At 43.8% G+C, this 22,646-nt stretch carries 15 protein-coding genes and 1 pseudogene; 1 reads left to right on the top strand and 15 read right to left on the bottom strand.

The window, feature by feature from the left end; translation table 11 throughout:
* Nucleotides 1-5: 5 nt before the first annotated feature.
* The 7 genes from G587_RS0109160 to G587_RS0109130 form a co-directional block, all read right to left on the bottom strand.
* Nucleotides 6-368 (bottom strand): DUF6142 family protein, encoded by a 363-nt coding sequence (locus tag G587_RS0109160; protein ID WP_051200930.1) that lies wholly within the window; start codon nt 366-368, stop codon nt 6-8.
* 5 nt (nt 369-373) lie between these two features.
* Nucleotides 374-1,060 carry an orotate phosphoribosyltransferase gene (gene pyrE, locus G587_RS0109155; RefSeq protein WP_026491979.1) on the bottom strand — a complete coding sequence of 229 codons (687 nt, stop codon included), beginning with the start codon at nt 1,058-1,060 and terminating at the stop codon, nt 374-376.
* Nucleotides 1,061-1,075: 15 nt separating this feature from the next.
* Complete coding sequence (gene pyrF / locus G587_RS0109150; RefSeq protein ID WP_026491978.1) at nt 1,076-1,996, bottom strand: orotidine-5'-phosphate decarboxylase; 921 nt, start codon at nt 1,994-1,996, stop codon at nt 1,076-1,078.
* Nucleotides 1,997-2,065: 69 nt separating this feature from the next.
* Complete coding sequence (locus G587_RS0109145; RefSeq protein ID WP_026491977.1) at nt 2,066-2,839, bottom strand: response regulator; 774 nt, start codon at nt 2,837-2,839, stop codon at nt 2,066-2,068.
* Between the two features lie 11 nt (nt 2,840-2,850).
* Nucleotides 2,851-5,871 (bottom strand): ATP-binding protein, encoded by a 3,021-nt coding sequence (locus tag G587_RS24400; protein ID WP_051200929.1) that lies wholly within the window; start codon nt 5,869-5,871, stop codon nt 2,851-2,853.
* Nucleotides 5,872-5,887: 16 nt separating this feature from the next.
* Nucleotides 5,888-8,260, bottom strand: a complete 2,373-nt coding sequence (locus tag G587_RS24395) for an EAL domain-containing protein (protein ID WP_051200928.1) — start codon at nt 8,258-8,260, stop codon at nt 5,888-5,890.
* Between the two features lie 32 nt (nt 8,261-8,292).
* Nucleotides 8,293-8,490, bottom strand: a complete 198-nt coding sequence (locus tag G587_RS0109130) for a hypothetical protein (RefSeq protein ID WP_026491976.1) — start codon at nt 8,488-8,490, stop codon at nt 8,293-8,295.
* A gap of 192 nt (nt 8,491-8,682) precedes the next feature.
* On the opposite strand from G587_RS0109130, the gene G587_RS26860 reads away from it, so the two are divergent.
* Entirely contained in the window at nt 8,683-9,345 is a 663-nt protein-coding gene (locus G587_RS26860) for a YczE/YyaS/YitT family protein (protein WP_442852395.1), read from the top strand.
* Nucleotides 9,346-9,369: 24 nt separating this feature from the next.
* On the opposite strand, the pseudogene G587_RS26855 reads toward G587_RS26860, so the two are convergent.
* The 8 genes and pseudogenes from G587_RS26855 to G587_RS0109085 all read right to left on the bottom strand — a co-directional run.
* Nucleotides 9,370-10,032: pseudogene (locus tag G587_RS26855) on the bottom strand (AAA family ATPase); the annotation flags it as partial.
* A gap of 589 nt (nt 10,033-10,621) precedes the next feature.
* Nucleotides 10,622-11,971, bottom strand: coding sequence for a GH25 family lysozyme (locus G587_RS24390; protein ID WP_026491974.1), 1,350 nt, complete (start codon nt 11,969-11,971; stop codon nt 10,622-10,624).
* Nucleotides 11,972-12,749: 778 nt separating this feature from the next.
* Nucleotides 12,750-13,547 (bottom strand): hypothetical protein, encoded by a 798-nt coding sequence (locus G587_RS0109110; RefSeq protein ID WP_026491973.1) that lies wholly within the window; start codon nt 13,545-13,547, stop codon nt 12,750-12,752.
* Nucleotides 13,540-18,027, bottom strand: coding sequence for a S8 family serine peptidase (locus tag G587_RS26545; protein WP_081679388.1), 4,488 nt, complete (start codon nt 18,025-18,027; stop codon nt 13,540-13,542). Before G587_RS26545 ends, G587_RS0109110 begins: the two co-directional genes overlap by 8 nt.
* A gap of 107 nt (nt 18,028-18,134) precedes the next feature.
* The gene (locus G587_RS24385) at nt 18,135-18,878 is read right to left on the bottom strand and encodes a hypothetical protein (protein WP_026491972.1); all 744 of its coding nucleotides are present in this window, start codon (nt 18,876-18,878) and stop codon (nt 18,135-18,137) included.
* A 276-nt stretch (nt 18,879-19,154) separates the two neighbouring features.
* Nucleotides 19,155-20,534 (bottom strand): sensor domain-containing diguanylate cyclase, encoded by a 1,380-nt coding sequence (locus G587_RS0109095; protein ID WP_026491971.1) that lies wholly within the window; start codon nt 20,532-20,534, stop codon nt 19,155-19,157.
* A 153-nt stretch (nt 20,535-20,687) separates the two neighbouring features.
* Complete coding sequence (locus G587_RS0109090) at nt 20,688-21,404, bottom strand: sulfite exporter TauE/SafE family protein (protein WP_026491970.1); 717 nt, start codon at nt 21,402-21,404, stop codon at nt 20,688-20,690.
* Between the two features lie 210 nt (nt 21,405-21,614).
* The gene (locus tag G587_RS0109085; RefSeq protein ID WP_026491969.1) at nt 21,615-22,634 is read right to left on the bottom strand and encodes a GGGtGRT protein; all 1,020 of its coding nucleotides are present in this window, start codon (nt 22,632-22,634) and stop codon (nt 21,615-21,617) included.
* Nucleotides 22,635-22,646: the final 12 nt, after the last annotated feature.

The raw sequence follows: 22,646 nt of genomic DNA, 5'->3' as shown, positions 1-22,646 counted from the left end.
GCACCTCATAATACAGAAAAGTACAATAGCAACCCTACCCATATGAGCGAAAGCACATTGAGTATTATCCCCAAATTTGGAAACAGCCTGAATATATCTTTTTCCATTCTGGACATTATTCCCAGAACCAGCCCGGCTATGGAGTACAGTAAGCAGAACATGACTGCCACGCCATACCGGGGTTCCGCCTGCCCTCCGTTTTCATAGCTTTTAAAAACGGCCAGGCAGATGGTCACTACGGAAATTAGACCGAGAGCCGCGGAAAGAACTCCTTTTTCAGGATGCTTCTTGTCCGTAAACACATATCTGCCATGTCCGCGAACAGGAAGCTTGATATTCAGTTTTCTCCTCTTTCTTCTCTCCTCCATATAAATTACTTAGCAGAAACTGCTCCATACTCCTTGTAATACTCGTCGATGGCCTTTTTGATGTTCTTGTCGATAATAACATCGCCATCAAAGGACTTGCCGTAAAGATGCTCGACAACCTCCTGCATTGTTACGATAGCGCCTGCCTCAAATCCATATCTCTCACGGATCTCGTCAAGTGCGCTCATGTCTGTCTCAAGTCCCTTCTCCTGTCTGTTAAGAGAAACCATCATCCCAACGATATCTGCGTCAGCCTGCTCTCTGATGATCGGAACTGTCTCCTCGATTGACTTACCTGATGTTGTAACATCCTCGATGATCATGACTCTGTCGCCATCTCTGAGCTTTGTTCCAAGAAGGATACCCTTATCGCCGTGATCCTTGATCTCTTTTCTGTTGGAGCAGTAGCGGATCTCTCTTCCGTAAAGCTCGCTGATAGCGATTGTTGTAGCTACTGTAAGCGGAATTCCCTTGTAAGCAGGTCCGAATAAAACATCAAACTCAAGTCCGAAGGTATCGTGAATTGCTCTTGCGTAGTACTCGCCGAGCTTCTTGAGCTGAGCTCCTGTAACGTATGCACCGGCATTCATGAAAAAGGGAGATTTGCGTCCGCTCTTAAGAGTGAACTCTCCGAACTTCAGAACGTTACTGTCTACCATAAATTCAATAAACTCTTCCTTATATCTTTCCATCTTTATATAATCTCCTTAGTTTAATGCGCTTCTGATATCTTCCTTCATGTCGAGAACGGCTGCTCTTGCTGCCTCTCCAAGAAGTTCCTTTGAAGGATCTCCATACTTTTCATTCTTCCATGCTGCGATTATTCCTCTTGAGGAATTAACTATCGCACCAAGTCCATCCTTGTCGAAGAAGTGAACCAGGTCAGATCCCTTACCGCCCTGTGCTCCGTAACCCGGTACCAGGATAAATGCGTGCGGCATGATATCACGAAGTACCTTACCCATCTCTGGATAGGTAGCGCCTACAACAGCGCCGACGTTACTGTAGGTTCCGTCCATGGAATCCTGTCCCCATTTTTCTACAAGCTCACCGACTGTCTCGTAGAGAGGCTTGCCATCAGCTATCTTATCCTGAAGCTCACCACTGCTGGGGTTTGAAGTCTTAACAAGTACGAATATTCCCTTGTCAAATTCATTACATACATTTATGAAGGGATTAACTCCATCTGATCCAAGGTAAGGATTAACTGTTGCGAAGTCTGCATCAAAGCCCCTCACCATAGTATCTCCGACCTTAGATGCACCAAGGTGTGCAAGTGCATAGGATTCTGATGTTGATCCTATGTCTCCCCTCTTAACATCCGCTATGACAAGGAGTCCCTTCTTATGACAATAATCAATAGTATTTTTATATGCCACAAGTCCCGGAAGGCCGTACTGCTCGTACATCGCAACCTGGGGCTTAACTGCAGGAACAAGGTCACAGATGTTATCAACTATTTCCTTGTTGAATTCGAAAAAGCTCGCCGCTACAGCATCAGCTGTCTGCCCATATTCTGAAAAGGCTTTATCAAGGATCCTTTTCGGAATGAAATCGGTCTTGGGATCAAGACCTACAACAATAGGTGCCTCTGTCTTTTTGATTCCGTCAATCAGTTGTTTTATCATGGGATTCTCCTTGTATGATTGTTCTTTTTACACTCCACGATAGTATACTTGATTTTCGGAAAAATTACATCATTTTTTCTCGTCAAAAAATACATCAATACTATTTATAAGCTTTGCCTTTGGCATGGTTTTAAGCAGATATTTGGCAGGTCTTAGTGCAGCCACGGAAACAACGCTTTCCTTATCGCTCTTTGATGTGAGGAACATAACAGGAAGATCCTTTAATTTATCGTCCTTCCTTATTTCCACAAGAACCTGCGGTCCATCCATCTGCGGCATCATATAATCAAGAAGCACCAGGTCAACGGAATTAGTCTGTAAAAAGTTCATGGCTATTTTTCCTGAACTTGCCATATAAACTCTGTACTTCACAGAGAGCCATGTCTTGATCATCCTGAGCATCGTTCCGTCATCATCCACAACCAGTATCTTCTTTTTCTGCTCCTCTCCCATGGCGTTGCTCTTAACAACCATGTCCAGCTGCTCCGCAAGCTGATTCACATCGAGAGGACGAAGGAAGCTCTCGGTAACCTTTATCTTTGAGATAACCTTTGATGCGTATTCGAGCTCATCGGTATTGCCCACTTCATATAAGAAGAAATGATCCGTATCGATTGCTTCATTCAGATATCCAAGAGGATCGATTCCGTTTTTAAGCGGGTCGCTCCTGTCGATATCCCCCAGATACACAACGTACAGCTCGGGTTTATCCTCAACCTCCATGATGTCTTTACTTGTGAATTCACACTTAACAACCTCATATCCTGCATTCTCAAGTCCCCTTGCTATTGCACTGACCATGAAGCTTCTTTGTGATCCTATAAGTAAAACCCGTTTTTCCATAGTCTGCCCCTTTACTTCAAAATGTCTAACAATCCATCCCTGTCAACTGCTGCCAGAAGTTTCTTAATCTCCTTATAGGTACCCTTGAAATCATCCGGCATACGATAATCATCCATCATTGATACCACATCATCAGCACTGTCAAAATAGGAGCCTTCGACAAATTCCCTAAGACTCGTAAGCGCGCCTTTAAGTTCCTCCGGTTCGATGAGAGGCTTGTTCATATCCTCCTCGGAATCACCGGATGCCTCCTCAATAAGAGGTGCAAGATATTCCATATATTGCCTGTAATTCTCTAGCAGCTCGGGCGTGCGTCTTTCAATTTCGTCCACGTCACTGTTAAGTCCGCACTTCTCAAGAAAGGCTGCAAGATTGGATAGTTCCGATGCTCCTATAACTCTGGCAGAGCTCTTAAGTCCATGAACGTAGGTGGTATAGTTCTCATAATCTCCGGCCTTCCAGGCATCCTCAATGGACTGGGCGTTTGACTCTATTGAAAGAGCAAAATTGGTTGCTACATTTTTAAGTGCAGCAGGACCTCCGCAGTTCTTTGCACCTTCATCAGGATCTATTCCCGTGAGATTGGACATTATTCCAATGGCCTCGAGATCCTCTGCTCCGATTCCGTCGGTTTCAATCACGGAATCAAAGCCATCATCTCCGGGTCGAAGTACTATGTCATCAGGAAGCACCTTTAAAATGGCATCCTCAAGCTTTGCAGAATCTATAGGCTTTGGAAGATAACCTGCAAAGCCTTCCTTCAAATACATCTCTCTTGCGCCGCTTATAACATTGGCGGTGAGAGCATATACGGGCACGTCCTTGTTAAGGTTCTCATCCATTTCCTTCATGGCGTGAAGTGTCTCAACTCCATCCATCTTAGGCATTCTGTGATCCAGGAAAATGATGTTGTACTTGTTAGCACATACCTTTTCCAGTGCTTCAAGTCCGCTCTCTGCGGTATCAACCTTAACCTGTGTTGCCTTCAAAAGTCCCTGTATTACAGTAAGGTTAGCAACAGTATCATCAACTACCAGCACATTGGCCTCAGGAGCATGGAAGGATTCATGGTATGTCTCCTGTCCAAGCAGTGACTCCTCATAGGTTGATGCAAAATCACCGATGGGATTCCTGCTTATAACCTTTTGCTTTATAGAAAATGAAAACTCGCTGCCCTTTCCATATTCACTGCTGACAAGAAGTCTTGAACCCATAAGTGCCAGGAGCTGCTTGACGATATTCATTCCAAGACCCGTGCCTTCAACGGTACGGTTCCTGTCTTCCTCTATACGCTCGAAGGGTGCAAAGAGTCTGTCCATATCCTCCTTACGGATTCCAATACCGGTATCCTTAATATTGAAACGCAAAAGAATAATGTCCTTATCATCAGTCTCCTTATGGTCGATGGTTATGGTGACACTTCCTTCGTTAGTGTACTTAATGGCATTGGTTATGACATTCATCGCACACTGCTTTATACGAATCTCATCACCCATGAGCATGCAGGGGATATCGGTTGAGATATTGGTCTTAAGCTCAAGGTTCTTACCCTTCATACGCATGTGTGCTGTATTTATCAGATCGTTTATCATGGAGCTGAGATCATACTCAACCGGAATGATCTCGGTTTTTCCTGCCTCAATCCTTGAAAAATCAAGAATATCATTAACAAGTCCAAGGAGCATTTTTCCTGAACTGTTAACATTGGATGCGTACTTGATGATCTCGGGATCCTTACTCTCTCTTAAAATCATCTCATTGAAGCCCAGCATGGCATTTATAGGGGTCCTGATCTCATGTGACATACTTGAGAGGAAATTGTTCTTCGCCTCATTAGCGGACTGCTGGAATCTAAGTGCATCAGCAAGTGACTTCTGAGCCTGTATCATCTTTATATAGCCCACCATGTTCTCTGCTGTTTTTGCAAAATTCGAATACATATACTCGATCTCATCATCCGTATGAATATCGAGCTCCCGGAGCTTTTGAAGGTTCTCATCCAGTCCCTTTGCTCCCATGTCATAAAATGCCTGCATGGAATCCGCCAGTCGCATTATTGGCCGGGCTATTCTGTACTGGGCAAACTGATTGGTCAGCACACTAAGTGGTATGACAACAACCAGAATCAGTAGTATAAGCTTCGTATCAAAAATAAGTGTATCGCTGTTCAGCTCTAAAAGAAGATATCCAGTGGATTGTGCAGCCTCTATTTCACTGACCTGCTGCTCCAGTGCGATTATGTTGGTAATCTTCCTCCAGTCAGTATTCTTTTTAATAACCTCAACCTCAATATTCACCTCGTCCTGAAGACTGTTTTTCATATTCGGAATAAGGGTATTGGCAAATATCGCAGCTGCCAGTCCAAGTGCTATTGCCTGCACGAAAATGATAAAGGACACAGTCTGACTGAGCTTACTTTTTCTGTAATCAGCCATTTTTCTTGTGAGCTCATCCACATCATCCCTGTAATAAACTCCGCTAAAAAACAGTGCCTTTGCCTTATTCGGGCACTTGGCATACACAATATAAATAATAGCAACTGCCAAAAAAGCCTCAGGCAGCTCATTTATGAAATAGAAAAAAGAGCGCCCGGGCGCAAACTCCATGAAACCTCTACCTGCGAGGATTCCAAGGCAGCCGCCCCATACACTCCCATAAAACAACATAAAAAACAGCATTGCTATCAGGGCGGTTTTTTTCCTTTTGAAAAACTCACTCATAGTAAAGTAGTGAGTTGAAGCAGCCCCGAGAATATAGATTCCTGTCACAAAAGCAAGTTCTTTGTTGACAGAGGTTTTAACCGCAAAAAGGATAAAGCACGAAAGAATTGAAGGCAGGACGCCCTCAAAGGCAGTCAAAACTATCAGGGGTGAAAACTTAAAAAGATAAACAGATGCGAACTGTAATTGATTAAGATCATCCCCGCTATCAATATGCAAATTGTTGATGATTGTAATCCATGTGGTAAGCACAAACATTACAATCAATACCAAGTATCTGATGTAGAACAGTTTATCGCGTTTACGGTTCATGGCAGCATCCTCATATTTACTGCTCTTCGTACATTAGTCCCATTCCTTTACCTTCAGTCTTTGCCTTGCAAAGCGCTGTATCGGCTTTCCTGTAAAGATCGTGATATCCTCTGCCCTGGTCAGGATGTATTACATATCCGGCAGATACTGTAAACTGAATTCTGTCTCTGTGATACGCCACCTCAAAGGTATTGTCACATAACTCGGAAACCCGCTTCTTAAGATTGCCGATCTCAATATTTTCCACAAATATCAGGAACTCATCCTGATCGATGTGACATACTATTCCATCCCTTCCGAAAATATCATCGAGCCTTGCAGATATTCTCCGTAAGACTTCGTCCCCCGCAAAGGATCCGTACTTGTCATTTATTACCTTAAAGTCATCGATGTCCGCCATGATAAGAGCAGACTTGCCATTCTGATGCCTGTAGAGTCTGTTTCTGATAAGCGGCACCGCAGTGTGTCTGTTGTAAAGACCGGTGAGAGAGTCCCTCTCTGCCATCTGTCTCACAAGATCCTTGGATCTCTTGTATTCATCGATATCGAATGACAGGAAGTATGCGATGATATCTCCCTTATCCTCCATTATCTGATAGATGGTGTGAGTCCATCTGGGCGCCATTTTTATATCCACTATCCTGTGGAATTCAAAATCGTCAAAGGTTATTCCGCTGTGGTAAGCAAGAATAAGTCTATCCTTACTGAAAAAATCGTTTGCTATGCTCTGCTCATCAGCAATGACTGACTTTGTGACTATCTCATCAATCATAGCCTGATAAGACTCAGCCTTGTGATAGGACTTGTCCAGAATCTTGCGCTTACTGCTAAGGTGAACACGAAGGAGCTTATCCTTACTCAGATTAGCGACAATGAAAAATGAGTGCTTCTGGAACTGGGAATAGGAATTATATTCAAGAAGCGATACAAATCCCCTTGCAGCAAGAGTCATGTATACAGGAGATTCCGACATAAAAAGCTCGTCATCCTCAAAGCCCGTGCGATCCTCTTCCTCTTCTTCCTCCGGAGCATCCTTTTTAAGCTCGATAACACTTCTTCCAAGCCCCAAAGCCTCGTCATCGGCCTCCTCAGCTCTCTGAGCCGGAGTTCCCTTATACTTATTCCTATCCTCATCCAGATAGTCTATGCATTCCAGTTTGGTCATAGGTCTTCCGAAGAAATAGCCCTGAGCCTTCTCACATCCCACGCGCTTAAGGAAATCCCATGCCTCTAAGGTCTCAACGCCCTCTGCAAGAGTCTGAATTCCAATCTCCTCTGCCATGTTGATAACATTTTCCCAAATAGCTGTCTCTCTGGGATTAGATCCAAAATTCTGAAGAAACTTCATGTCAAATTTGAGCACGTCAAACTCATAATCCTTTAGCAGATTAAGGGATGAATATCCGCTTCCGAAATCGTCCATCCAAACCTGGTATCCGCCCCTTCTGAATTTATCTATTGTTCCCCTTAGTACATCCTGGCTGTCATCCAGGGCACTCTCAGTAACCTCAATATGAATGAGGCTCTTGGGAATATTGCACTGATGAACCGCATCATTAACAACGTGGTACATATCTCTCTGATGAAAATCTGTACGTGATAAGTTGATTGAAACAGGGTGAGGTTTTAATCCCTGATCCATGAAATCTCTGATGTCCTCGCACACCTGCCTCACCACATAGGCATCAAGCTTGTAGATAAGATGTGCGTCCTCCAGGATTGGTATGAAAACACCGGGCATAAGGAATCCGTGAACCGGATCAACCCAGCGGGCCAGTGCTTCAAAGCCGCAGACTCTGCCTGTAATAACCCTTACAACAGGCTGATAATAAACCTGAATATATCCCTTAAGGACAGCTTCGCTGATATTGTGAATTATATAATGAGCAAGATCAAGTTGAGTCCCCAGCTCATTATCGTAGTATCTGAAGATATGGTCATAATTTTTCTTAATACTGTTGCAGGCAATCCTCGCCCTGTCACAGGCTATACTGATGTCGGTATCCTCCGAGTCAATCTCGTAGATACCTGCACGCAGCTCAATACCCGCATCCGGATTATAGCTGTGGATACGCCTTCCAAGATCATCTATTCTGGCCTCGATACTGTTATAATATGCCAGCGCAACAAAATGGTCATCAGAAAAGCGCGACACCATAAGCTCCGGAAATATCTTCTCAATATGCTTGGCCATATTCTGCAGGAATCGGTCTCCAGCCTCAAAGCCATACCTTGCATTGTAGTTCTTGAAATTTTGCACATCAAAATAGATGATGACGAATTCTCTTTCCTTCTTATTCCGATCATCCATCAGCTTCTGTGCATTTTTTCTGAAAGCATACAGATTTGGCAGACCTGTTAACTGATCAATCTCTTCATTTCTTAGCATAATCCCCTCACAGTAAAGCTTCGAAAACGAAACTATTGCACTACCCTTAATGCATAATATTGATTGCTCTTATTTATTATCACAGGTGCACTGCTAAACACTTCATCCCCGATATAGCACCTGTCCCTTTGTTCATCACATTCGAATGTTCTTTGGTCAGGATCGTTTTTAGTAACTTCCTCGATTGCCTGACTTAATGTCTCATCCGGTCTACATAAATAAATCTTCATAGCATCCTCCCATATAGTCTTATTCTACAACGAAAACAATAAGGAATGAGCATTTTTATTGTTTTTTAAGACTATCTACAGTATTACTTTACAAACTTAACAAAATCAATCAAAATAGGAAAGGTTGGCGCGAAAAAGCTCTCTTTTTATCAGCGTCTTCAAGAAAAAATTTTAAAATCGGAGTGCACTATTATGAATTTAAAAAGTAAGATAAATGACTATTTTAAACAGCCCTACTTCAAGAAAAAATTCGGCATCATGTTACTCGGTGTTGTTCTCATGGGATTTTTCTTATCCTTCCTCATTGAGGTAAGTCTCGGAACAGATCCCTGCTCCTTTATGAACCTTACTATTTCAGGACGCCTTGGAATTCTGTTTGGCACCTGGCAGGTTATACTCAATTCAGTCCTTTTCATATTTGTAATTCTCCTTGACCGTCATCAGATAGGTCCCGGCACAATTGCAAACATGGTCTTAATCGGATATATTTCAGATTTTTGCAGATGGGTATGGAAAAAGACCATCCCTGATTTTATCTTTCAGGAATGGCCCTACAGAGCTATCGTCTTTATTTTGGCACTTCTTTGTTTTATAGTTGCCGCTTCATTTTACATGAATGCTGACATGGGCGTTGCACCCTATGATGCAATCCCCAATATCATAAGCAACCGCGTTCTTAAATCAGTGCCCTTCAAATTTGTCCGTATCGGATTCGACGGCACGGTTTTACTCATTGGTTTCCTTCTCGGAGGTCGTGTCGAGATCTGCACCATCCTTATGGTCTTCCTTCTCGGCCCTACTATCACCGCTGTCGGCGGATTTCTCAACAGAAGAGTCTTCCGATTCGGAGTTTAAAGTCTTATCAATCAAATCCTCAGAGGTTATAAGTCTTATATCCTCTGGGGTAGGATTTTCGATCTTAGCAATTCTTCTGGCCTGATTGGTTACTATCTCTTCAAACAGGTTTCTGACTTCTCTTGCATTCGCGAAGTTTTCAAGACGAGCAAGCTTTCTCTGACTAATGAGTTCTCTGACGTGTTTCTTTGCATCTTCGTCTAATTCATATTCATATTTTTTAAGATTCATGTTGAAGATTTCTTCAAGCTCATCCACAGAATAATCCGGGAATTCGATGTACTTGTTGAAGCGGGACTTGAGTCCGGGATTGGAGTTAATGAACTTTTCCATGGGATCTGTGTAGCCTGCAACGATTACAACAAGGTCATCTCTGTGATCCTCCATTGCCTTGAGGATCGTGTCGATTGCCTCCTGACCGAAGGCGTCATTTTCCTGAGAAAGGGCGTAAGCCTCATCTATGAAAAGAACACCGCCAAGAGCCTGGTTGATCTTATCCTGGGTCTTAAGAGCTGTCTGACCAACGTAGCCGGCAACAAGTCCTGAACGGTCAACCTCAACGAGCTGTCCCTTAGAAAGGACACCTATCTGCTTGTAGATTCTTGAAATGATGCGGGCAACTGTTGTCTTACCTGTTCCGGGATTACCTGTAAATACAAGGTGAAGTGAAACGGGAACAGACTTCATCCCCTCATCTTTTCTGAGCTTCTGAACCTTTGCAAAATCTGTCAGCTCCTTGACATCATGTTTTATTGATGTAAGCCCTATAAGAGCATTTAAATCCTCCATGGGATCTGTCTCGGGCTCCCCAGGCTTTTCCTCCTGCTTGGGTGCAGGTGCTGAGTTTGCTGTAGCTGTAGGCATTGGAGGTGTAGGCTTGTTGATATTATTGAAAAGTGCCTTAGCCTCATTTAATGCCTCATCTGCACTGTGATAGCCTTTACCTGCGTTTGCATTTTCGTCTGCCTTATTCTCTATCTGAGGAGTGTCGTTATCCTGACCTAAGCTGATGTTGTTATCCATCTTGGGACCGGTAATGTCTTTTCCTTCTTTTATCTTCTCAAAGTCCTCATTAACCTGCTTTTTGATCTCGTTTTCCTTCTTCGGATCATCGAATACCGGAGGCTTGCCGTCTCCGCCTGAACCCGGTCCGAAAAAGTCATTAAATACACTATCGATATATTTATTGTAATTACTGTCTGACATTTCTTAAAAACTCCTCTGATTTTCTCTATTATATAAATGCCTCAAGCAGAACCCTGCCTGAGGCTATTCATTACTGATACCACTCTGATACGTCGCAGCGGTTAGCTACACCATATCCTGTCGCATTGGATGTATACTGCCAAGCAAATTTTGATCCGCCATATCCGCAGAATCCTCTGTAATCTGCAACCCATACTGAGAAGGGAAGCTGACTCATATCCACTCTGTTTTGCAGCCAGTTGGTTGATCCATATACACCTGACTGAATTCCTCTTGCATTAAGCTGAGCACATGCAGCTCTTACTGCAGCTGTTCTCTGTTCCCTGTTGAGGTTATCAGATCTTCCGCCGTTGCCGCTACTCTCAGTATCGATAAATACAGGCATTGCGATGTTCATTCCCGCAAGCTCGTTTGCGATCCAGTTACCCTCTTCAGCACCCTCTGCCGCATTTACAGCTGTAGTAAAGAAGTATACTGAGAAAGGAATTCCATGCTGCTGGCAATTGTAAACATTACTTCTGAACTTGATATCCTCCTGGAGACTACCCTGTGAATAACCTCTGTAGCCTACACGGATGATAACACCGTCACAGCTGTTCTTAAGCTGCTGCCAGTTATTAACTGTGTTGTGACTTGAGATATCTACAAGCTTACCGGTTCTGTATGTAAGTGATGTCTGTGTTGTTCCACCGCCATTATCCTTAGGCGCGTTAGGATTCTTAACCTTAACGGTACACTTGGCAACCTTATTGGTAGAACCTGCCTTACAGAAAATGGAGCATTCACCATAACCCTGGATTGTAACAACACCTCTGTTACTTACTGTAGCAACACCGGTATTGGTTGAGCCCCAAAGAACAGGCTCTGCACTGTACTTCTTAGGCTTAATCGTTGATGACAATGTGAAGGTCTTACCTATTGTCTTGTAATTCTTCTTAGCAGCACTTAGCTTGATGCTCTTTACCTTAACGGTCTTGGCAACCGTAAGATGAATCACATACTTAACATTATCCTTCCTGTTGATAACTGTGATATCGCACTTACCGGCCTTAACCGTTGTTACTATACCCTTTGCAGACACCTTAGCGATCTTCTTATTAGATGTCCTGAACTTGAAATTTGCCTTGTTCTTGGTGGTGTCAATCTCTTCACCATACCTGTCAACTCCGATGATGAACTTCATACCTGTCATTACACGCAGGTTCTCAGACTGTATCTCTTCAGTCTCTTCTGTTGTTGCTCCCGTAGAAGCAGCTGCCGAAGACGGTGTCGTCTTCTCCTCAGGCTTCTCTATCTCAATCTCCTTGGTATAGATACCTGAATACTTAAGTGCAGCAGCACTTGCATTAATCGCAGGCGCAGCCATAGCTATTACTGCAGCGGAAAATAATCCCGCTATCAATCTCTTTTTAATTCTCATGGAAAATATACCCCCGAGTTAAAACAAAACTTTATGTCATTATCAAGTATAGCACAACCATACATACCATGCCATAAATAATCCCCAGGTGGGCAATTATTACGAATCGCAGGCCAAAACTTCACACTGCCCTAAGGGGCCCACACCCATTTTGTGCATCACGCCTCAAAGCATTTAATGCCCTCGCTGTGACATAAACACTTCTATGCTGCAAAACTCACTTCTGAGCCAGGAATTATACCTTAATGCTCATTTTACGAGTGGATGTGAGCGTCTGTTTTTCTTATGCTGGTTAGTCACTTTGCCGCATGCCGTGAAAATGTCCGAAGCAGGACGTTCAAAAAACTTCATTGTCATGGTCACACGGTGCGCCAGCGCACCTGCAACAAATAAAACGCGTGTCCCCAAGCTCTCTTCGAGAGTTTGGGAGCACGCATTTTTTTGTTGTGACCAGCTTGCCTTCAGGCAAGCAGTGACCATGACATTTATTTATGTATACTACGTCCTGCAAGTTCTTTTCTAAGGCATGCTTATAAAGCAAAGTGACACCAGCTTTAAAAAACAAGCGAGCATGAAAGAACTCGTAAAATGAGCTTAAGGTTAATTCAAAGGCTCAGAAGCTCAGACATGTTGCAGCATAGTGCGTATGTCACAGCGAGGGTATTAAATTTCGGCGCAGAATTTTGCACAAAATGGGTGTGGGCCCCTCTGGGCAGCGTGAAGTTTTGGCCACACAAAAAAAATTGCGCCACAGCATGTGCTGTGGCGCGGTAGTCGGTTATCCGAAAATTCCAAGGAATTTCTTTACTTTGATTGATAGTATGTTGGATTCCTGTGAGTAAACTCTGCCAGATCCTTTTCCCTGGTACGATTTAATCTTGTAGTAGTAGGTCTGCTTGTTGCCTACAGTGATATCCCAGTAGTTACCGGAATTTACGGAAGCGATCTCGGTGTACTTGCCGTCCTTGGAAGTGCTGCGGAGGATTACGTAGCCATCTGCAGCGGAGTCCTTAGTCCACTTTACGTTGACACCAAGAAGTGTCTGGCTGACTGAGTTGAGCTGAGGCTTCTTTAACTTTTCTCTTCCAACTGTTACGGTGTCCTCAAGAACTGTTTCCTCAACAACCTGAGTGTCATCGCTGTTGATTCCATAAACTTCAGTTTTAATTACTGTGTCCTGACCGTCGAGGTTCTTCTTTACATCAAATGTAAGGGAGATAAGTGTTCCGCTTACGCTTTTAGCTGAATCATTAACGAATGCATAAGCAATTCCCTTCTGGTCGTCGCTTGTGAAATTCTTATTTACATCTGACTCTGAAAAGCGGATACCCTCGGTGTCCTTTTTAAGTGTAAGAACGCTGCCGTCATAAACAACTGCAACTCTACCATCAGAAACTGATGTCTTATCAAGCTTAACTGTGTATGTAACCTTCTGGCTGTCAGCCTTTCCGCTTACTACAGCAGTTGTATGTAATACGCCGTTATCCTGAGCCTTTACCTTAGCTCCCGGTATTACTGCAAAAAGAACAAGCATTGCAGTCAAAAGAACGGCTGCTCTTTTTAATACCTTAGTCATTGTTGTTTCCTCCTAACTCATCCTCTTTTGCAGAGTCATCTGTTTTATTTCCTGCTGCAGAGTCATCCTCTTTAGAATCGTCAGAAGCGTCATCGTCTGTCTTTTCTTCTGTAGGCTCCTGTGCTTTGGGCTCGGCCTCATCCCTGGCTTCTTCCTTGGTTTCGTCCTTCACCTCATCCTGAGCCTCTTCCTTGTTCTCTTCTTTGGTCTCGTCTTTGGACTCTTCCTTGGTTTCGTCCTTGGACTCTTCCTTGGTTTCGTCCTTAGCTTCCTCCTGCTCAGGCTCTCTACTTTCCTCAGCGGTTTCATCCTTGCGTGTCTGAGGCTCTGAGTAATCGTCGTTTGAATCAGCATCCTCGCTGGGCTCATCACCTGCATTACCGTCTGAAACTGTTGTAGGATCTGTAACTGTTACTTCAATCTTAGCTACAAGGTGCTCACCCTTCTTGTTAGTTGCAAGGGTTGCTACCATAACTGTTGCTTTACCTTCTGAGATAGCCTTTACAACACCGTTCTGGTTAACAAGAACAACGTCCTCATCAGAGCTCATCCACTCAACTGCGTTGTAGCCCTCAGCAAGCCACTTAGGTCCTACAGTAACATTGACCTTAGCGGAATCGCCAACCTCAAGCTCAAGGCTTTCCTTATCAACGCTTATCTCTGTAACGTACTTTGTATCAGCATGTCCTGTGTTGTTGAAGCGGTAAACTGATGCATTGCCTGCATAGTCGAATACTTCTGCGTAGAATACATCATCCGGTACCTCTACTGAAACAACTACATCCTCATCCTTGTTCTGCTGGTTAACAGCATATCTTCCGATGAGTGATTTCTTATCGCTGCTGATAAGAAGTACTGCTGCTGAATATCTGTTGTCATAAAGTGTAAGGTCATAGCCGCCATCCTGATTCTTAACAGCATCAGTGATAACAGGCTCTGTGTTATCGATTGCGATAGGTGTTGTCATGTAAAGTCCCTTACCATCAAGTGTAGAAGGATCCTCTACATTGTCATAGTAGCTGGGAACTGCCTCGATTGTGACATTAACCTCTGTACCATCCTCAAGGGGCTCACCATTTGCATCTGTTCCTGCCCAGTTAAGTTCCTGAGCCTGGATGTAATTCTGCCACTGCCCGTTATAAACAAATGAAGCATAGTTCTCATACTCAACGTGCTTGAAGTACTCTTCACCTGTGTTCTTATCTGTGATGCTCATGATTACTCTGCTGGCATTTCTGATAAGTGAGTAATACTGAGAACCAAGTACTGTTCCATTAAGTGAGCTGATCGCATTTCTGTCTGCGATGTACTCATCATCCTGTGCGAACAGGTTAGGAATATAGTAGTCTTCCTCTTCATCTCCCATCGGGAATACTGTAAGGAAGTTAGTTTTTGAAAGTCCTACATAGGTTGCTGCATTCTTAGCATATTCCTTATCGTGAACTGCTCTAAGGAAATCGAAGTTCTCATACATTGAGGAATCCATCCAGCTTCCATAGAATGCAAGGAACGGAACTGAAAGTGATACAACACCGTTTACATAGATGTAACCATCTACATACATACCATTTTCAAATCCGGCGAGATACTCTCTGTCGCTGTCTGAAAGGTTGATTGTTACATTAACCTTTGTAGAATCCTTAACCTGCATTACTCTGAGGTCAAAGTCTGCAACGTCTACCTTTTTCTTGATCTGCTGTCCGAAGAGGTATACGTCCTTTGTATTTACAACGCCGTCCTTGTTAAGGTCGAAGTAATCCTCGTGCTCTGAAACAAGTGAAAGCTCCTTGGAGCCATTTACTACCTGAAGAAGAACCTTGCGATCCTTGCTGTTGATCTTACCGTCGCCGTTTAAGTCGTAAACAAGTGTAGTATCGTCGGCTGTAAGTGTAACCTCAGGATTAAGCTTGTGTGATGAGCCTGCGAAATATGTGATTCCGCCGTCCTCATAAAGCTGCTCTGTAAGTACGCTTGCGTCAAGAACATAGTACTGAGGGTTCTCAGACATGTTGTAAACATCAAATGAGAAGCTGTAGTTACCGCTTCTTGAAGGATCGTCGCCAAGAACAACCTTAGCCTTACCATCGTTGCCATTCTTATCACCAACAAGGATGTAAGAAGGTGATGTAACTGCATCATAAACATTTGCAAGACCTGCACCCTGTGATCTGGGTGAAATTTCAGGTGCTGCTGCATCATTATCCTCATGAAGCGGAACTGCTGTGCTCATGATAAGTGACTGTGCAAGAGTACGAACTGAAACATCGTTTTTATCTGCAAGCCCGTTCTCTCTGATGTACTGCTCAACAAGTGCACTCTGACCAGCGATGGAAGGAGCTGACATTGATGTACCGCTCATGTTTCCATATGTGCCCTTGTCTCTTGTTGAATAGATGTTTCCACCGGGAGCTGTGATCTCAGGCTTAAGATCAAGTGATCCGGGTACACCGTATGAAGAGAAATCACTCATTGTGTATCCGTCGGGAGCTTCGTAGTTGGTCTTAACTTTACCAACAACATTAAGAGTACCCTCAAATACTGTCTCGGAAACCTGCTCAGCGCTCTGTGCAATGGCTTCACCCTCTGCAAGAGTGATGGATACTGCAGGGATAACTGCTGTGCTTCCCTGGAGTGTCATGCTGATAGTTCCGGGTGCGTTGTTGTAGATAACTACAGCCTTGGCACCTGCTGCCTCAGCATTCATCTGCTTCTCACCAAAAGTGATTGCACCTCTCTGAACAAATACGATCTTGTCCTTAACATCAATACCTTCGTAATCTGCTGCCTCCCCCTTTGCCCTTAAGAATACAAAAGGATAATCTGTTCCGGTCTGATCTGCTGATGTATCAAGAGTCTGGAACTCGGGAGCAAGAGTATCATTACCAGCTGTGTAGAATACGCTGTTTCCATCAGGAGTGATGAAGTAGTTGCCTGTAAATCCGCTGTTAACGGCACTGGCAACAGTAAATGCGTTGTAGTAGGATCCGGGTGATCCGACTGTATCCTGGTTAACGTCACCGCTAAGGTTTACACCGTAAGCAGAGTTGTCTGCCCAGCGTCCTGCGTTTCCAGCTGAGATTGAAACAACTGTGCTTGTTCCTTCAAGCTTCTTGAAAATCTCATTTACATAAGCTTCAGAATCTGAAGAGTAACCTGCAGCTGATGAACCAAGACTTAAGTTAACGACATCAGCCTTAAGGAGGATAGCATCCTCAATAGCTGCCATGTAATCATCACTGTATGCACCACCGTTTGTACCAAATACCTTCATGGTGATGAGCTGTGCATCGGGAGCGATACCTACAACTCCGTTTTCCTGTCTTGAGTAACCTGTTTCAGATGCAGCATCAGGAATATATGAGTTAGCTGTTGCAATACCTGAAACGTGGGTTCCGTGGTCACCCTCGTCATCATTGTCATGTGTGATGTCGAGGTTCTTATCTACATAGTTGAAAGCGAAAGGAATCTTTTCATTCTGATATAACTGATCAGCTGTAACGCCTTCGCTTCTCTGTGTTGCGTTAAGGTTAGGAAGAACTGCTTCGATCTCGCCTGCATCAAGAAGATCGTAATCCTCTATTGTTCTGCCTGCTTCCTCAGCTGTTTCCTGAAGATGTGTCTCGAATGCTGCGCCATCAAAGGAAGGATGGTCAACATCGATACCTGTATCAATTACGGCTACTCTTGTACCGGCACCTGTGTAGCCTGTAGCCCATGTGGTGTAGCTTCCAACCATATCACCAGAAGTTATGGTCTGGGGATCAGCAGTCTCCTGCGGATCGTACTTCTGAGCTACGTAAACAGCTTCAACGCCGTCAACTTTTTCGATATTCTCAATATCTTTGTATGCAACATCTGCAGATACTGCATTGGTAAGAATTGAAAGATTGTAATTTACATCGAGATCCTCTCCGCCTAAAGCTTCGTCGGAGATCTTCTCAACCTGTACCTCCTGCTGTGCAACAATGCTGTCGGAAAGGTCCATGGCTGCATCATTCTCAGCAAGATCCTCTGTATCGTAACCGGCGTCAAGTACGCTGTCGCCTTCCATAACGATGATAACACGGGTCTGCTCCTCGGGGTCCTTCTCCTCCACAGGAATATCAGGTGTTTCACCCTCGATAGCTGTAGCAGGATCCTCGAGTCCCTCTTCTTCCGGATCTACCTTCTCAAATAAAGGAGCGTCTTCATCTTCTACGTCCTCTACATCCTCTGCCTCGTCTGAAGGCTTCTCGGTTGTTTCCTCATCCTTCTTGTCAGCTGCAGCATCATCTGTAGGAGCTTCTTCAGATGAATCTTTAACGGTCTCATCTGATTTACCGGCTTCTTCCCCATCACCGGCATCCCCTGAACTTACACCATCCAGGGTCACTTCCCCGTCTCCCAAAGAAGCTGCAGATACTGTGATAGTTGGTGACAATGCCAAGGATGCGGCAAGAATCACAGCCAGCGCCTTTTTGGGGCAAACTTTTCTTTTCATACACATTCCTCCGTTTTTTATATTGGTAAACATTTATAGGTCAGCAATAATCTATAAAAAACCGGATATTGAGCTAAACCTTTAAATGGTTACTAGCACAATAATGCTTATTTTTTGCGCAGAAAAACTGCAATTGCAACGGCCACGAGAGCAATCACTGCTGCAATCGTAATTCCGTAGGCATGGGAGCCGCTATTCTTTCCTCCCGTCTCATCGGATGTGACAGCTACTGAAGCCTCAGTTTCAGATTCCTCAGATTCTTCTGATTCTTCAGATGTCTCCGCCTCTTCTGATGTCTCTGATTCTTCTGATGTCTCTGCAGATTCTGCGGTGTTTGAAGCTTCTGCCTGATCCGTGACTTCTTCGGTAGATGCTTCATCTGAAGCTTTTTCTGTAGCACCTTCAGCTTCTGTGCTTTCTGCTTCTGCACTTTCCGCTTCTGTGCTATTTGCTTCTGAGCGGCCTGCTTCAGTTGCTTCTACAGCTTTAGCGTCCTCTCCCTCGTCAGTTTTTTTTTCTGAGGTTGGATTTGCAGCCTCCTGTACCTTCACTCTCTCCACGTCGGCCAGGTTCTCAATGGCCTTCCTCTGGGCAGAGTTCACCACACAAACGATAGCGTGACCGGATTCATCCTGTCTTCTGACGTCAAGCTTTTCCCCGGATAGCACCTCGTCCTCGATGAGCTTTATTCCGTTTTCGATTGAGATATTTTTAGAAAAAATGATATAGATGTGTTCCGTAACTAAATCTGAACTGTCCCCTTCAAGATCAGAAGGAAGTTCGACCTTTTCCCCTTGGAGAGCTCCCGGAACATCAAAGCCCTCTACTTTTTCATATTCAACTGTCCCCATACTTCTCCCGTAGTACCTTTTTGGGTTAAAAAATGTATGTTTATACATTTTTCTGCCACTATGATGTATAAAAGATACTTTTTGTCATTAACGCTTTTAAGTGTTAAAGCGTGCGATGTATCTAGTTTATAGTTTAGGGATTTTCATGTCAATATATAAACGTAGTAAAATTTTTTATAGGAAACTATAAGAACAATTTTTGCAGTAACAATATTAAAATCCTCCGTGAGTGGATACTCTCACGAAGGACTTTTTTAACAATTTTCATAAGCTACTTCAGATCTTCCTGCCCCTGAGCTCGGGATGCTCCTGATAGAATTCTTCCTTGTCCTTGTACATGGCAAGGTCGGCATTGCGCATTGCGATTCGTATATCATCTCCGCTTCCGGAATAATGATAGCCGATGGACATCGTTATCTCTGAAGGATATGCGGTCTTTTCACGAAGCCTTCTGACCTTATCCAGGAACACATCCTCTGACAGCTTCGTGCAGATGATGGTGAATTCATCGCCGCCGGCTCTGTAAATCTCATCATCCCCAAATATCTCGGAGATAATGGAGGCCGCGGACCACAGCATCTGATCGCCCGCCTCATGACCGTACTTATCATTTATAAACTTAAGTCCGTTCAGGTCAATGAAAATAACACCGTAGGGCCGAAGTCTGAGCTCTGCCTTTGATACAAATTCATCGACACGGATATTCATGGCATTTCTGTTGAAAACACCGGTCAGAGTATCGAGATTACTGAGCTCTCTCATCTTTTCCATGAGGTTATTGTTTGCAAGCTCCGCTGCCAGGAAAAATGATGTGTGCTCAAGAAGCTCTTTGATTTCAATGGTTCTGCTGGTATCAAAATTGGTTACATAAAGATAGCCGATTATATTGTTATTCTGGAAAAGCGGAACAAAGCAAATGCTCTTTACGCCTGCTTCCTGTAATGATTTCGCCCATTCAGGATTTCTATCCTCCAGATTTTTCATATCCGCCTCGTCAGTAATAATGAGGCAGTTAGTTTGTTCAATAGTCTTATTCCAGGTTTTAACGACCTCCGGAGGGATTTTATCTACTCCCTGATCCTGGTCATCGAAGCCATTCTTAGCCTTTCCGGCAATATACTTAAGCCCCTGTGTAAGCTCATCAACGCTTACAACTCTTACACGGTCGGCCTCGCATTTTTCAAACAGCTCCTGCACAACCTCACTTGCTGCCGTGTGGAAGTTTTCTGCAGTTCTGAAAACAGCACAGCTCTTAATTACCGAAGTCGCCGTATCATGACTGATGTTGCCCATTCTCTCAGGATCAGCATTTTCGGTTAACTCATAGGAAAAAATGCAATATCCGATATCATCCCTGTCTGATTCCAGCGGAATATATACCTGATCCATCCACTTTCCAATGGTCTTAGCCTCAACATATGTATGTATCTGCTTACGCTTTAAGCAAGAGGACGCAACGAAGTGCTCGAACTTTCTCTCCTTTGGAAAAAGCTCAGTATACAGCATTCCGTCATAATAGTTGGGCGGCATGGAATCCTTATAGGCCTTGTTAGCTGCAACAATACGCAGATCGCCTATCTTGTCATCAGGAAGTCTCTCCACGGACAATACGCATGCTATTGTACTTATCGAATTGATCAGTGCTGAAAAATCCATACTTATCACCACCAAAAATGCGATAACAATCCCCTCTGAAATACAGGGCACAGTTATACTCATATCATAAGCTACAATACCATTGTATATGAAATATCGTGAATAAGTACTTAAATAAATATAAACTTTTTGAATATTGCTGATAAAATCGGATCACACATTTTTAATTACAAGCGCAAGACCGGATATAATAAGAAGCACGATCACAAGCTTTTTTACAAGCTTTTCATCAAGAATCGTCGCACTCTTCATCCCTGCAAACACGCCCGCAAGCATAAACGGAATAAGATATACTACAAGCTTAAGTGACTCAAAGGTGATAACTCCGATAGATGCATACATCACTATGCGGAACAGATTCTCAATAATGAAAATCGCGCTGAGATTGGCCTTGAATTCCTCACTTGTGTTGGTGACACGGCTCACGCAGGCTGCCATCAAAACGCCAACTCCGAAGAGTCCGCACATAAGTCCGCCAAGGATTCCCACTAACAAAAGCACAAGCTTTGAATCCTTCATGTGGATCTTGTCATATTCCTTCAGCATCATCTCTATTCCCACAAGTACTACGACAAGGCCGAACAGGATTTTTATGTTGTGGGCATCCACATTCTTAAGAAGGAATGCTCCCGGAATACTTCCAAGAAGTATGAGCAGGATCATCGGCAGAACGATTTTTATATCGAGCTTTTTCCTGTTTTTCCATGTCAGGATACAGTTGGACGGAAAGCCCAGAACCAGCTCAACAGGTGAGATATTTACGTTGTTAACTCCAAAACCAAGGATTGTTGTAAAAACAAGGGTATTGGCAAAGCCGCACAGGCCCTTTATAAAAAATGCTGCAAAAGTAGCTATTATCCACATTATCATTAGATTTCATTCTTTCTTTGTATCAATTTATAAAAGCGCAACGTGTCTATAATAGGATAATTTTGGGCAAAAGAAAAGCGCCGCGAAATTAAATTTCGCGACGCTAGTTTTTTGAATAATACCAGTATCACAAGGAAGTTCGGCTCTCGCTTCGCTCGCCCGAACGGTCTCGCTAACTAGCTTCGATAATACCTCAGCAAGTTATCGAGATCAGAACTTACCAGCCTTTGCAGCCTCTTCGATAGAAACGGCTGTAGAAACAGTCATACCTACCATCGGGTTGTTACCAGCGCCGATAAGACCCATCATCTCAACGTGTGCAGGAACTGAAGAAGAACCAGCAAACTGAGCATCTGAGTGCATACGACCCATAGTATCTGTCATACCGTAGGAAGCAGGACCTGCTGCCATGTTATCGGGATGAAGTGTACGTCCGGTACCACCACCTGAAGCAACTGAGAAGTACTTCTTACCAGCCTCAGTACGCTCCTTCTTGTAAGTACCAGCAACGGGATGCTGGAATCTTGTAGGATTGGTTGAGTTACCTGTGATAGATACGTCAACGTTCTCCTTCCACATGATAGCAACACCTTCCTGTACATCGTTAGCGCCGTAGCAGTTAACCTTTGCACGAGGTGAATTTGCATCCTTTGAATAGCACTTTCTGAAGACTTCCTCTACCTCACCTGTGAAGTAGTTGTACTTTGTCTCTACATATGTAAAGCCGTTGATACGGGAAATGATCTGTGCAGCGTCTTTTCCAAGACCGTTAAGGATAACGCGAAGAGGCTTTGTACGAACCTTGTTAGCCTTCTCAGCTATACCAATAGCACCCTCAGCAGCAGCGAATGACTCGTGACCTGCAAGGAATGCGAAGCACTCTGTATCCTCTTCAAGAAGCATCTTACCAAGGTTACCATGTCCAAGACCAACCTTACGACGGTCTGCAACAGAACCAGGGATACAGAAAGCCTGAAGACCGATACCGATTGCTGCAGCAGCATCAGCAGCCTTACGGCAGTTCTTCTTGATTGCGATAGCAGCGCCTACTGTGTAAGCCCACTTAGCATTTTCAAAGCAGATAGGCTGGATGCCCTCGATGAGGCTGTATACATCAATGCCTGCTGCCATTGTGATTTCTTTACATTCTTCGATAGAAGAGATTCCATACTCCTTAAGGCAAGCCAGGATCTGGGGCTCTCTTCTTTCATATGATTCAAATAAAGCCATTATATTTTCCTC

This window comes from Butyrivibrio sp. XPD2002, from assembly GCF_000423945.1.
Classification (GTDB): Bacteria; Bacillota; Clostridia; order Lachnospirales; family Lachnospiraceae; genus Butyrivibrio.
Note: the sequence above shows the minus strand (reverse complement) of the source record. Positions and strands in the feature narration are given on the sequence as shown.